At 69.8% G+C, this 12738-nt stretch carries 16 protein-coding genes; 7 read left to right on the top strand and 9 right to left on the bottom strand.

The features are described 5' to 3' along the window. Positions 1-195 precede the first annotated feature (195 nt). Positions 196-1053, top strand: a complete 858-nt coding sequence (locus tag OV079_RS44960) for an ADYC domain-containing protein (protein WP_267776026.1) — start codon at positions 196-198, stop codon at positions 1051-1053. Between the two features lie 146 nt (positions 1054-1199). Here the strand turns inward: OV079_RS44960 and OV079_RS44955 are convergent, their stop codons facing one another. From OV079_RS44955 to OV079_RS44935, 5 genes are all read right to left on the bottom strand, one after another. After that, on the bottom strand, positions 1200-1661 hold the full coding sequence (locus tag OV079_RS44955; RefSeq protein ID WP_267776024.1) for a peptidyl-prolyl cis-trans isomerase: 462 nt from the start codon (positions 1659-1661) through the stop codon (positions 1200-1202). Further along, on the bottom strand, positions 1658-1972 hold the full coding sequence (locus OV079_RS44950) for a hypothetical protein (RefSeq protein ID WP_267776022.1): 315 nt from the start codon (positions 1970-1972) through the stop codon (positions 1658-1660). The genes OV079_RS44955 and OV079_RS44950 overlap by 4 nt, the downstream gene beginning before the upstream one ends. Further along, entirely contained in the window at positions 1945-3255 is a 1311-nt protein-coding gene (locus OV079_RS44945; RefSeq protein ID WP_267776021.1) for an ATP-grasp domain-containing protein, read from the bottom strand. The genes OV079_RS44950 and OV079_RS44945 overlap by 28 nt, the downstream gene beginning before the upstream one ends. A 195-nt stretch (positions 3256-3450) precedes the next feature. Continuing rightward, the gene (locus tag OV079_RS44940; RefSeq protein WP_267776020.1) at positions 3451-3606 is read right to left on the bottom strand and encodes a hypothetical protein; all 156 of its coding nucleotides are present in this window, start codon (positions 3604-3606) and stop codon (positions 3451-3453) included. A 63-nt stretch (positions 3607-3669) separates the two neighbouring features. After that, the gene (locus OV079_RS44935) at positions 3670-3816 is read right to left on the bottom strand and encodes a hypothetical protein (RefSeq protein ID WP_267776019.1); all 147 of its coding nucleotides are present in this window, start codon (positions 3814-3816) and stop codon (positions 3670-3672) included. Between the two features lie 499 nt (positions 3817-4315). Here OV079_RS44935 and OV079_RS44930 point away from each other — a divergent pair, with 499 nt between their 5' ends. Then, complete coding sequence (locus OV079_RS44930; RefSeq protein ID WP_267776018.1) at positions 4316-5674, top strand: Ca2+-dependent phosphoinositide-specific phospholipase C; 1359 nt, start codon at positions 4316-4318, stop codon at positions 5672-5674. On the opposite strand, the gene OV079_RS44925 is transcribed toward OV079_RS44930, so the two are convergent. Together OV079_RS44925 and OV079_RS59645 are read right to left on the bottom strand one after the other, a co-directional pair. Continuing rightward, positions 5626-6237 (bottom strand): DUF7822 domain-containing protein, encoded by a 612-nt coding sequence (locus OV079_RS44925; protein WP_267776016.1) that lies wholly within the window; start codon positions 6235-6237, stop codon positions 5626-5628. The two genes, OV079_RS44930 and OV079_RS44925, sit on opposite strands and share 49 nt — an antisense overlap. A 46-nt stretch (positions 6238-6283) precedes the next feature. Then, positions 6284-6412 (bottom strand): hypothetical protein, encoded by a 129-nt coding sequence (locus OV079_RS59645; RefSeq protein ID WP_267778794.1) that lies wholly within the window; start codon positions 6410-6412, stop codon positions 6284-6286. Here OV079_RS59645 and OV079_RS44915 point away from each other — a divergent pair. From OV079_RS44915 to OV079_RS44905, 3 genes are all read left to right on the top strand, one after another. Further along, positions 6375-6812, top strand: coding sequence for a YdeI/OmpD-associated family protein (locus OV079_RS44915; protein ID WP_267776015.1), 438 nt, complete (start codon positions 6375-6377; stop codon positions 6810-6812). The genes OV079_RS59645 and OV079_RS44915 overlap by 38 nt on opposite strands. A 524-nt stretch (positions 6813-7336) precedes the next feature. Continuing rightward, positions 7337-8224 (top strand): SRPBCC domain-containing protein, encoded by an 888-nt coding sequence (locus tag OV079_RS44910; RefSeq protein ID WP_267776014.1) that lies wholly within the window; start codon positions 7337-7339, stop codon positions 8222-8224. A 129-nt stretch (positions 8225-8353) separates the two neighbouring features. Continuing rightward, positions 8354-8947, top strand: a complete 594-nt coding sequence (locus tag OV079_RS44905; protein ID WP_267776012.1) for a protoglobin domain-containing protein — start codon at positions 8354-8356, stop codon at positions 8945-8947. Between the two features lie 66 nt (positions 8948-9013). Here OV079_RS44905 and OV079_RS44900 read toward each other — a convergent pair whose 3' ends face one another. Next, positions 9014-10156, bottom strand: a complete 1143-nt coding sequence (locus tag OV079_RS44900) for a PQQ-dependent sugar dehydrogenase (RefSeq protein WP_267776010.1) — start codon at positions 10154-10156, stop codon at positions 9014-9016. 711 nt (positions 10157-10867) lie between these two features. Here OV079_RS44900 and OV079_RS44895 point away from each other — a divergent pair. After that, complete coding sequence (locus tag OV079_RS44895) at positions 10868-11962, top strand: DUF4215 domain-containing protein (protein ID WP_267776009.1); 1095 nt, start codon at positions 10868-10870, stop codon at positions 11960-11962. Positions 11963-11965: 3 nt separating this feature from the next. On the opposite strand, the gene OV079_RS44890 is transcribed toward OV079_RS44895, so the two are convergent. Further along, a complete protein-coding gene (locus OV079_RS44890) occupies positions 11966-12469 on the bottom strand; it encodes a hypothetical protein (RefSeq protein ID WP_267776007.1) in 504 nt (167 codons plus the stop codon). A gap of 97 nt (positions 12470-12566) precedes the next feature. Between OV079_RS44890 and OV079_RS44885 the strand changes: the two genes are divergently transcribed. Then, positions 12567-12713 carry a hypothetical protein gene (locus tag OV079_RS44885; protein ID WP_267776005.1) on the top strand — a complete coding sequence of 49 codons (147 nt, stop codon included), beginning with the start codon at positions 12567-12569 and terminating at the stop codon, positions 12711-12713. The last annotated feature ends 25 nt before the right edge of the window (positions 12714-12738 follow it).

The raw sequence follows: 12738 nt of genomic DNA, 5'->3' as shown, positions 1-12738 counted from the left end.
GCGAAGGGGCCCCCGACGCGGCGGGATCGACCGCGCTGGTGGGGGTCGCGAGGAGGCCGGACCCCGCGAAGGGACCTCGGGCGGCGCGACGGGCTCGCGGGTCACCGCGGGAGGCTAACGGCGTGACCGCGGCCCGGCAAATCGGCGCGGTCCCGCGCCCCCACCCCAGGCCCGGGACTTGCACAGGCGGCGGGCATGCGTCCTGTCTTACAGTCCCGGTCCCCTGTCGTCTCCCTCCTCGCGTCCCTCCTGCTGATCGCCTGCGCCCCCGAAGAAGACGACGACGTCGCGCTGCGCGGCGTCCTCATCACCGGCGGCAATTCGAGCGGCGGCACCGTGTTCAACACCCACGCGCTCGACGACCAGGTCTTCTCCGAGCTCGAGCCGCTGGGCCAACCACACATCGGCCCGGGGCTCGACTCGGTCAGCCTCGCGGGCAACATCGAGGTGCTGCAAGTAGCGGAGGAGGCGGGCGAGCTGGTCGGCTACGACTGGCTCGGCCTCAAGTACAGCGGCGAGGCGCTGCTCGGCTCGCAGTGGATCATCAGCTTCCAATCGGGCCTGCTCGAGATCCCGATGGTCCTGCACCACATCGTCGACGACGGCGCCGCGCCGCACTACCAGTTCTACCACCACGATAACGCCGTCAAGAAGCCGAACTGTCCCGAAGGCCAGGACGGCCCCGGCCACGCGCGGGTGCTGTCGGGGCTGAGCGTCGACGAGGACAACGGCGAGGTCTCGGAGGTCCCCGGGCTGCTCTACCTCGCCTGCGACACAGGCGCGACCGGCAAGGCCGCCGATCTGGGGTACTATGATTGGGCGAGGTCGCAGGGGGACCTCGAATTGTTCGAGATCGCCATCCGGGTGCTCCGCGCCGATTATTGCTACGACGGGGACTCGCACACGAAGCCCGGCGTGGAGCTGGTGCTCGAGGACCGCTGGGGGATCCACGGCGCCAGTCCAGAACACGCCGACAACCCGGTGGAGGCCGTGTGGGCCCGAGCGGCCTGCTCTGCCACGGCAAGGGCCGGCTCACCGACATCGACTGCCTGAGCAAGCGCAAGGTCCCCGAGTGCCCGAAAGGCACGTCGTTCGAGACCTACGCGGACGCGCAGTACATCACCCGACTGCCATGAATGGAGGCGGGCGCGGCAGGCCTCGCCGCGCTCCGTCGATTCGCCGATTCGGCGACCTCGCGCTCACGGCTGCTGACCCCAGACCCACCGGATCTTCGCCGCCGCGCGGCGCTCGGCCAGCCACGTCTCGAACAGCCGATCGCGGACCGCCCGGCGCGTCGCCGGATCGAAGGTCGCCGGCTCGATCGCCCGCACCACGAGGATCTCGTGGCCGGCGGGCGTGTCGAGCGGGTCGAGCACCGTGCCGGGCGCGGCGGAGAAGACCGCCGCGGCGCGCGCCTCCGGCAGGTCGCCGCGGCGCACGCGAGCGAGCAGCGGAGGCGGCTGCTGCCACGGCAGGTCGGTCCGCCCCGGGGCCCGCAGCGCCGTCGTGGCCGCGTCCAGCAGGTCGACCTCGCCCGCGCGGAGGCCCGCGCACAGCGACAGCGCGCGCTCGCGGCCGGGGACGACGATGCGGGCGATCACCGCCGCGTCGAACTCGGCCCGGTGCTCGGCGAAGTACGCCTCCTCGCGCCCGGCGGTCACGTGGTCCCGCAGCTGGTCGCGCGCGCGAAGCCGTCGACCAGCTGCTCGAGGCTCTGCACCGTGGTGCCGTGCTGCTCCAACCAGCGCATCGTCGCCTCGGCGGTGAACAGGCCGCGTCGCTTGCGGAACCCGTCCACGGCGGTCTGCAGCTCCTCGCGCGTCGGCTCGAACGCCGCGGGGTCGCGGTCCAGCGCCTCGGCGACCAGCGCGGTCTCGACCAGGCGATCGGTGAGGTAGGGCGTGTCCCACAGGAAGTCGAGCAGCGCGACCACGTCGGGGATCGTCATGCGCTTCTCGTTGACGCGCAGCATCTCGTTCTCGCTCCAGCGGAACGCGCCCCGCAGCGCCCAGGGACGCCGCGATCGGGGCAGTAGCCCACCGACACGGTGCCCTGGCCGGGTACGCGGAGCAGCGCGTCGTAGTGCACGCCGCTGTTCATCGCCTCCTGCTCCCAGAGCACGTCCAGCTCGACTCCCTGCTTGTCGCGCGCGACCTGCCGCAGGCGCCGCTCGCCGTCTCGCGGCGACAGCCGCTCGCCGGCCAGCCGGACCATCTCGTCCAGGATCTCGATCGTCGTCTTGCTGATCTCGCTGTTCATGTCGTCATCCTCCTGCGCGCTCAGGCCGCCTCGCGCTCCATGAGCAGGTCGCAAATCGCGTCGCTGATCGGCAGCCCCGTGCTCGTCTCGATCCACAGGTACTGGCCGTTGGGGTTGATCTCGAGGAACACGTACCTGCCGTCGGGGGTGAGCACCATGTCGATGGCGCCGTAACGGAGGCCGAGCCGCCGCACCAGCTCGGGCAGCCGCGCCGGACGTCGTCCGGCAGGGTGTGCGGATAATGAGGGTGTGGGTCATGTCATAACGCCGCCAGTCCACGCGCGTGCGGTTGGCCTTCTGCGAGTGGATCTCGGCGGCGAAGACCTGCTCGCCGACGACCGTGATCCGCAGCTCCACCTGCTTCGGCACGTAGGCCTGGAAGATCATCGGCGCGTAGCGGATGCTGTCCGCGTAGCCGACGTCGCGGCGGGTGACCCGCTGCGTGAAGCGAGCCAGCTGCGAGCCCCCCAGCGCCTTCGTCAGCGCCGTGCCGAGCAGCTTGCTCACCAGGTCGCCGTCGTGCTCGCGGTAGAAGTCGAGGAACGCCTGCGGATCGCTGGTGATGAGCGTCGGCGGCAGCTCGAGCCCGAGCTCGGCCGCGAGCTTGAGCTGCAGCGGCTTGAGGTCGGCGCGGCGCAGCACCGAGGTCGGCGCGGGCAGCCACCGGCACGGCAGCGTGTGCCACACCGCGGTGAGCATCGCCTCGCACTCGAGCTCGACGTAGCGCCGCCACGCGGGGTCCTGGACCGCTGCAGGCGGCTCCGGCGGCGACGGCCGCCGGCGCCAGATCGTCGAGACGCGCTCGAGATCGACGGTGCGCTCCTGCGTGCGGAGGATCGTCGCCGTCCGGCCGTCCGGGGCGCACCCGAACGACAAGTTCGCCCGCGCGGGATAGTCGCCCTCGTCGAAGCGGAGGTACTCGGCGCCCCGCCGCTCGAGCCGCTCGATGACGGCGTCGGCGTGGGGATCGGTCGGCCCGGTGAGGATGATGATCATAAGTCTCTTGTTTTATGAATGAGTCGGAGGTGAAGGAGAGGAGGAGCGGCCTCTCGCGCCGCTCCCTCCCCTCGCCCGGGAGCTACGCGCTCCCGGGCGGTATGGACCGCGCTTCACAGGTCATCGCCATCGTCGGCGCAGGTGGTGGAGAGGTGCTCAGGTCTTCCTGCGCTGCGCGGTCCCTGGCGCGACGCGCTAGTGGTCGTCGGTCTCGCCGCTGGCGGAGCTGTCCTGGGAGGTGTTGGGCGCCGTGGGCTGCTGGCCGCCCGTGACGAGCTCGAGCTCGTTGTCGTTGAGCTCGCGCCCGTCCTCGGTCTCGATGATGTCCTTGATCTCGATGGTCTTCTTCATGGCTATTTCCTCTTTCAGGGTCAATTCACGGTTCAATTGCGTGGAAATCTCCGCCGAGCACGCTCACGCGTATTCGTCGGTGTCGCCGCCTCGATCGTCGGTCTTGGTGGCCGGCTGCTGGCCGCCCACGACGAGCTCGAGCGCCTCGTCGCTCAGCTCGCGCCTGTCCTCCTGCTCGCGCAGATCCTCGATCTTGATCGACTTGTTCATGGCTAATCTCCTCATTCCCGGGTCGGCCACCGCCGCGCGCCGGTCCTTTGTCGTCTGCCTGCGCCCCGAGCAAACACAAGCCCGGTCACCACCCGGGGCGCGAGATGACGACCGTCGGATCACTCTGACCTTATTCCCGACGAATGCAACGAGGACAGGTTGTTCGTCCGCGCCACGTGCTTCGAAATCACGACGGGGTCGCGTACGACGAATCGCAGGACGCGGTCGCAACCCCGGTGTGAGGAGGATGCGCCGCCTCACCCGCGTTTCGCCGCAATTCACGGAATGCGAGAAACTCGCCGTGATCCGCGGCGGTCCAACCCTCCGCTCACGTCCAGGCGCCCATCGCCGCCACGCCGCCGGGGTCGTCCTGCGACACCCACGACGTCGTTGCAGCCGTCGGCTGCAAGCGCGATTCGCCGGCGCGTCCACACATAAACATTCATCCGCCATCACCCTGAGGTAAGTCGATGCACTTTAAAAAATCGTCCCGCTCACAGTGAGCAGCGCCTTCCTCGCCCTCACCGTCGGTCCCGGCAGCGCCCGCGCGGACGCGCCCAGCGCGTGGGTCTACTGGGACAGCGATCCTTACAACGACGTGTACTTCGCCCGCCCGCACAACACCTACGAGAAGACGGCCCAGTTCCCCGCCCTCGACTACGCGCTGTGGAACGGCTTCCGCGCGCTCGAGCTCGACGTGCACGAGTTCAAGACGGTCAACGGGGCCCGGCAGTTCCCGGTGAAGCACGACGCCTGGGCCGGCGACACCAGCAACAACTGTCGCTGGGGTCAGGGCGGCTTCTTGCGCGATTGCTTGCACGACATCCGCAATTGGAGCGACTACAACCCGGGGCACCTGCCGATCACGGTGCAGATCGACCTGAAGACCCTCGACCCCTGGGGCTGGGGCGACGGGCAGTACGACGAGCTGCACGCGCAGGTCGCCGAGGTGCTCGGCAGCAAGCTGTACCGGCCCGACGACCTCCGCTTCTTCACCGCCTACGACAGCATCCGCCAGGGCGTGGCCCAGAAGGGCTGGCCGACGCTCGACGCCCTGAAGGGCAAGGTCATCGTCCTCATCATGGGCGGGCCGATCGGCGACAAGAACGACATGATGGAGAACTACGTCCGCCGCCACGGCGCGAACGCCAACTTCTTCGTCTGTCCCAACGCGGGCAGCGCCGAGGACTTCGACTCGTGGGGCAACGCCGACGACTTCGACGAGTACGGCACCAACAAGTGGGTCATCTGCGGCAACGTCGGCTCGCCGAAGTACTGGCCGGAGATCACCAGCAACGCGGACGACAACAACCAGCTCGTCAACCTGTGGAGCAGCGACTACGAGCACGACGAGTTCTACCGCATGTACCTGGCGGTCGGCTGGGGCGCGACCATGATCAGCCGCGGCAACGGCGACACCTTCGGCGGCAAGATCCCCCTCGTCGGCCTGCGCAGCTCGGTCCCGGTGCAGTTCGAGATCGTCAACGACAACAGCGGCAAGTGCCTCGAGGTGCGCAATGCCGACTTCGACGACGGCACCGACATCGTCCAGTGGACGTGCGACAACGGGATCGATCAGCGGTGGATCTACAGCGACGAGACGCAGCTCCGCGCGTGGGGTGACACGTCCTATTGCTACGACATCGACGGCGGCGACGGCGACCAGGGCGACCGCCACCACATCTGGGACTGCGACGGGGGCGACAGCGAGAAGTGGCGCCTGCAGCCGAACGGCTCGTTCGTCGGCATGAACGGCCGCTGCATGGACGTGCCGAACAGCAGCACCGCCAACGGGGTCCAGCTCTGGCACTACGACTGCAACGGCACCAACGCGCAGCGCTTCCACCTCACCTGGTGACGCGCGACTACGACGATTCGTGCGCGTCCTCGGCCGGCTCGAAGCTGTAATACAGCACCTCGCTCCACCAGCCGGGGCGCGCCGCCTTCTGCCAGTTCGCGCGCATGGGCGAGCCAGGGCGCTTCGCCGCCGGCGATCGCACGGTCGACGCGCGCCCCGAGGTCCGCGATCTCGCCGACCAGCCGGCGCGCGTGCTCGACGAGGTCGCCGCCCATGACGCTGAAGATCTCGCCGGCCTCGAGCAGCAGGTACTTCGTCGGCGGCGTCGCGCCGAGGAAGGCCCTCATCTCCGCGAGCTCGGCGTCGAAGCCGTCGCGCGCCGGCAGGTCGCCCTCGCCGATCCGGGCGAAGAACGCGAGCGTGCGCTCGAACGCCCCCGCGCGCTCGGCGAGCACGCCGATGTCGCGGGCCCAGATCGCCGAGCGGACCACCCGCGGCGCGTTCGCCATCATCACCTTGTGGACGAGCGGGACGTCCCAGTTGTATTCGCTGAGGCCGCGGGCGTAAAAGCCGTCCTTCGGCGGGATGTCGTCGCACGTGTAGAGATGAGAGCGATTCGCCATCGGCGCGGACGATACCCGCGGGCTGATGCAGGTGTCCACCGCGCGGTTACAGCTGGGTGAAGATATCGCCCAGGGCGGCGACCATCGCCTCGGCTTCGCGCACGCGGAACGCGGCCTCGGTGACGCTCGCCGCTGCGATGCGATCGACGCGGAGGGCCCGGACCGCGCCGCGCAGGTGGTCCCAGACCAGCAGGTACCACGCCGCCCTCGACGCGGTCTACTACCTGCAGAAGTACGTGCCTCGCCGGCGCGGCAGTCGGTGGTCGCAGATCAACGTGGCCAAGGTGGAGGCGCTGCTCGCCGCCGGGCGCATGCGACCGTCCGGTCTGGCCGAGGTCGTGGCCGCGAGGGCCGACGGGCGCTGGGCCGCGGCCTACGAGTCGCAGCGCGACGCGACGGTCCCGCCCGACCTCGCGGCCGCCCTCGCGGCGAGCCCGCGAGCGGCGCGGACGTTCGCGGGGCTCGGCAAGACGCGGCAGTACGCGGTGATCCTCGGCATCGTCACCGCTCGCTCCGCAAACGCCCGGCAGCAGCAGCTCCGCAGGGCGATGGCGACGCTCGGCGCGGCACCGTAGAGCTCGGTGCCGGCCGGTCGCGCGACCTGCGGCGTCGGTGTCGATCTGGCTGAAGAGACAGGTCTCATCAGGGCCAGGGTGCGCAGATCTCCGCCAGCTCGTCGGGCGCATGGGTTGCGCAGTCGCGATGGTGCCCCAGCATCGCGGGCGCTGGCCCCCGCATGCGCCCGACCGGGCTCGACTGTCAAAACACCTCGGGGCATCGCTGAAGAACCGATGAGTCGTAAAAAGCTACCTGGTCCTCGAACCATGTTGCGAGACCCCCAGGCTGCGGGCGGGAGCGGCCCCGGAGGTGGACCTCGCCGAATCGTTCGTCATGACGGTGCGATCGGCGTCGAAGCACAGGCGCGTGCTCGAGGCCGCTGGTTCGTCCGGGAGCGCGACGCGCAGCGACGGCCGAGCCGGATCCGTGCCGAGCCGCTGGCCGACAGCGACCGGCTGGTTCGAGGGTTACAGGCGACTATGGGACCCCCGCTGCGATCGTCTGGACGAGCGGTGGAAGCGGCGGCACAAAGGCAAGCACCATGACCCGACCGGATGATTCACAGGACCGTGAGATCGAGATCGTGCGCGTGTTCGACGCCCCGCGCGAGCTGGTGTTCGACAGCTGGATCCGCGCCGAGCACGTACGCGAATGGTTCGCGCCCGACGGTCACACCACCACCGATTGCGAGGTCGACGCGCGCCCCGACGGCAGCTGGCGCGTCGAGTACCGCTCCGAGCGCGGGGCCCGGTTCAGCGAGCGCGGGCGCTTCAACGAGGTGTCACGCCCCGATCGCCTGTCGTTCACGCTCACCCAGGTCAGCGAGAGCAGCGCGGGCCCCGAGACCGTCGTGACGGTCACCTTCGCCGCGGTCGGCAACGGCACTCAAGTGCGCTTTCATCAGACCGGCTTCGAATCGGCGCAGCGGCGCGACGGCAACGCCGAGGGCTGGAACGAGTGCTTCGCCAAGCTCGGGCGGCACATCGCCACCAGCGGCGCCGCCGAGGCCGAGCTGCGCGCGTTGTTCCGGGCGTGGTCGCAGGCCACCGCGACCCGCGACCTCGAGGGCTCGATGGCGCCGATCGCCCGCGACGTGGTGTCGTACGAGCACGAGGCCCCGCTGCAGCTCGTCGGCGCCGACGCCGTGCGCGAGGTGTGCCGGCGCGGCTTCGAGGCCACGCAAGGCGGCATCGGCTGGGACGTCCCCGATCTCCGGGTGCTCGTCTGCGGCGACCTCGCGGTCACCTGGGGCCTCAATCGCATGCAGGCGCAGGAGCACGGCCAGGCGCAGGTCGAGAGCTGGTCGCGCGGCACCCGGGTGTTCCGCAAGATCGGCGGCGCCTGGCAGATGATCCATCAGCACGTCTCGTTCCCGTACGACCCGCAGACCTCGCAGGCCAGGCTCGACCTGCGACCCGACGAAGCATGACGTCGCGTCAGTAGCCTCTCCCACGAATCACCGCAGGAAATCGCTCTCGGAATCATCTGACCTCAGGGACCGCGACACCCGACCTTGGTCGGATGTTCGCGGTCGGCGAACTCGTCCATATCGACGAGCATGTCCCAGACCTCGATCCCCGGTTACACCTACGGCACTCCCCAGGTCGCGCCTTCGCCCGTCACGGACGCCGACTTCGCGCTGCTCAAGCAGACCGTCCTGCTCGGCGACGAGGACCTCCGTTACCTGCGACTCGCCGGCGAGGTGCTCGGCGACCAGATCGAAGCGATCCTGGACGTCTGGTACGGCTTCGTCGGCGCCAACGCCCACCTCGTGCATTACTTCAGCGGCGCCGACGGCCGCCCCGACCCGCAGTACCTCGGCCGCGTGCGCCAGCGCTTCGGCCAGTGGATCCGCGACACCTGCGGCGCGCAGTACGACCGCGCCTGGCTCGATTATCAGCACGAGATCGGCCTGCGCCACACCGCCGCCAAGAAGAACCGCACCGACGGCGTGGCCTCGGCGGCCCCGCAGATCCACCTCCGCTACCTGATCGCCTTCATCGTCCCGATCACCGCCACCATCAAGCCCTTCCTGGCCAAGAAGGGCCACGCCGCCGCAGACGTCGAGGGCATGCACGCGGCGTGGTTCAAAGCCGTGACTCTGCAGGTCACGCTGTGGAGCGAGCCCTACGTGGCAACCTCGGTGTTCTGAGCGGGCTGCCCGACGCCCGCACCGGATTGACATGACATGGCCTTGCAGTCAGGTTCCCATTCAACCTCACTCGGCCGGCGAGAGCCGGAGGATCTTCGCGTTCTCCTTGTCGGTGAGCACGTAGACCAGCCCGTCGGGTCCCTGCGCCACGTCGCGGATGCGCTGGCCGAGGTCGCTCAGCAGGCGCTCCTCGCCGACCACGCGGCCGTCTTCGAGGTCGAGGCGGGACAGGTGCTCCTCGACCAGCGCGCCGACGAACAGGTCGCCCTGCCAGGCCGGGAACGCGTCGCCGGTATAAAACATCGCCCCGCTCGGCGCGATCGACGGCACCCAGTAGTACAGCGGTTCGACGAAGCCGGGCCCGGAGGACTTGCCGGTGCCGACCGGCGTGCCGTCGTAGTTGACGCCGTAGCTGACGCGCGGCCACCCGTAGTTCTTGCCCGGCTCGGGCAGGTTGACCTCGTCGCCGCCCTTCGGCCCGTGCTCGACGATCCACAGCTGTCGGGTCTCGGGGTGGATCGCCGCCGATTGGATGTTGCGATGGCCGATCGACCAGATCTCCGGCAACGCGCCCGGCTCGTCGATGAACGGGTTGTCGCCCGGGATCGAGCCGTCGCCTTTGATTCGCACGACCTTGCCGAGGTGGTTGTCGAGGGTCTGGGCCTTCTCGCGGGTCTCGTCGGTGAAGCGCTCGCCGAGGCCGACGAACAGCGCGCCGTCGTCCGCCACCGCGATCCGCGAGCCGAAGTGCTTGCCATTATTAAAAGTCGGCTGTTGGCGGAAGATCACCGCCACGTCCTCGAGCCGCGGCGTCCCCTCGAGACGCAGCGTCGCCGCGGCCACGCTGGTGCCCGAGCCGCCCTCGCGCGGCTCCGCGAAGGTCAGGTAGATCCGGCTCGACGTGGCGAAGTCGTGCGCGAGGGCCACGTCGAGCAGCCCGCCCTGGTCCTCGGCGGCGACCTCCGGCACGTTCGCCAGCGGCTCGGACACCGAGCCGTCGACCGCGACGATCCGCAACCGACCTGGCCTTTCGGTCAGCAGGATGCGCCCGTCCGGCAGGAACTCGAGCGCCCACGGCCGATCGAGCCCGACCGCGAACTCCTCCACCCTGTACTCCGCGGTCTCCGCCGGCGCCGGCGCGTCGGTGCGATCGCTGCGCGAGGTGGTACAGGCGACGAGCAGCGTGAGGACCGCGATCGAGTGACGCATGGGCGCTGCCAGCATTGACGATGCCCGCGCGCCCGCAAGCTTCAGCGCGGCGTGAACCCGTCCGCAGGCCCCTCCGAGAGCGATCCTGGCGCGAACCGGGCTCCGCTGCGGTGCATGCGCCCGCTGGGCGCGCGACGTCCTCGCCATCCGCCCCCGGCCACGCGATCGGATGCATTTCGCCCGGGCGTGCGACCCCGGGCCTGGCGATCCCGCGGATCGATTCACGTATCCCGGGCCGGAGCCTCGACTGTCTCGCGCGCGAGCGCCCGGGCTTCGAGATCCCGCGCCGCCGGAGTGTGATGTTTTGAACGCGGCGCGTCCGCGGCTGCGAGCGGCCGCGCGAGCTCGAAGTCGTCGCGCGGGCCGCAGCGCCCGCTTTGGGGCCGCAAACCCGGCTCGCCGCGGCGCTGCGGCGGGCCCCGGTCTGCGTCGGACGAGCCCTCGCGCCGTCACCGGGAATCTGTCTTTCGAGACAGTCGGGCCCGCGAGCGCGGTCGGCTTCGCGCTCGCGCTCGACTTCAAGCCGCGCCGCCGCGTTGACCTCGCCGGCGCTCCACCCTACCGTCGATCGTCGTGACGCGCGCTTTTCGGCCCGTGAACCTGGTTCTGTGCGTCTTCGGTGCGACCGCCTGTGCCACGGGCGAGGACCCGCAGGGGACCGCCTTCACCGGCGCACCGAATTCGTCGAACCCGATGTCGATGTCCTCGCCGATGACCATGCCGACCGACGGCATGGGCTCGACCTCCGCGCCTGCGACCGACACCGACGGCGTCGACGACACCACGGGCACCACGAGCACCGGCACCACCGCCGGCAGCGACACCGACGCGCCGGCCACCGACACCACCGCGGTCACCACCACCGAACAGGCGACCAGCGCCGGCACCGATGGTTGCCCCGATGGCGGCCTGTTCTGCGCGTGTTACGGCAACATGACCTGCAACGACGGCCTCGTCTGCGAAAACGACGTGTGCGTGCCGGAGTCGGAGCCGGTGTGCGGCGACGGCATGCTCGCGGGCATGGAGGAGTGCGACAACGGGGCGGGCAACGCCGACACCGCCACTTGCAAGAGCGACTGCACCCTGCAGAAGTGCGGCGACGGCTTCCTCGGCCCCGGCGAGGCGTGCGACGACGGCAACGCGGTCGACAACGACGCCTGCTCCAACGCCTGCATCGCCGCCACCTGCGGCGACCTCGTGGTGCAGATGGGCGAGGCCTGCGACGACGGCAACGCGGTCAGCACCGACGCCTGCATCAACTGCAAGGCGGCCGTGTGCGGCGACACCTTCGTGTACGCCGGCGTCGAGCAGTGCGACGACGGCAACGCCTCCGGCGGCGACGGCTGCAGCGCCTCGTGCCAGATCGAGGCGCCGCAGTGCGGCGGCAACTTCACCACCGGCTGGTGCCCTCAGAACGGCACCAACCAGCAGTTCACCCGCTGCGAGAGCGTGTCCAACAACAACAAGACCTGCAACAACCCGTTCATCAAGTACGGCACGGTCGAGAACGGGGTGCCGGCGCAGCACGTCGGCAACGACTACAACGCCTGGTGCACCAGCTCGGCTTCTCCGGCTGGAGCGGCCAGGTCGGCTACGGCAACCGCGCGTGCGACCCGCCGCAGGGCCGGCTGTTCGGCTGCACCGGCTACGACGAGGGCGTGTGGCACTGGTGCGACTGGCAGGACGGCTACTGGCTCAACCAGCAGCTCAACTACTGGCAGTGCAACGACGGCACCCAGGTCACCTCGATCACCTGCCAGTGACTACATGGCCCATGTGACATGTCCTCCTGGACATATCCGGTGAGCTTCAGGGCGTCGGGCACATCGGCTCGGCCGCCGCCTCGCAGCTCTCGAACCACGCCGACCACAGCATGCACTGGGCGTGCGCCGGGTCGTCGGCGGCGACGGTCAGGCAGTTTGCGAAGAAATCGAGCGGCTTGAGGACGCAGCGCTCGACCGGGCCCTCCGGGGCCGCGTCGGAGGAGCCCGGGTCTTCGAGCCAGTTCTGCCGCAGGGCCCCGCCCTCGCCGTCGAACACGAGGTCGTACCACTCGACCTCGCCGTTGAACCCGTTGACGTCGTAGCGCAGCGGGAACCGCTCGCCGGCCGCCAGCCGCTCGAGCACGCACTGCGTCTCCGTCGAGTACGGCTCGATGCACCCCTCGCTCCACCGGTCACTCCCGCAGCGCAGCACGATGTCGTCGCACGGGCTCGTGATCCCGCAGCCCATCGCCAGCTCGTCGGGGAAGCCGCCGCCGGTCTCGGTCGTGTCGCCCTTGTCGGAGCTACAGGCAGAGCCGAGGCCCAGCAACCCAAGCAGTAAGAGTCGTTCGCATCTCATGGCCGGCAAAATAGAACGTCTCGCCCGCCCTCGCCAGTGAGCGACAGCTTGCGGAGGGACACGACAAATGTGTCTGAAGGGTGTCTACCCGGACGTCTGGGCCCGCGACTGCGCGGAAGCCCGCGATTACCAGCTGTCTTTCATCCCCGCGCTGCGCGGGTTCACCGGCGGCGCCGCCGACCGCGAGGCCGGCGCGGCGGTCGTGATCGGCTGACCGGGCGACAGCGTCGATCTGTCCT

Source organism: Nannocystis pusilla (assembly GCF_026626665.1).
GTDB classification, from domain to species: Bacteria; Myxococcota_A; Polyangia; order Nannocystales; family Nannocystaceae; genus Nannocystis; species Nannocystis pusilla.
The sequence above is the reverse complement of the archived record's forward strand: the minus strand, read 5'-3'. Positions and strand labels throughout refer to the sequence as shown.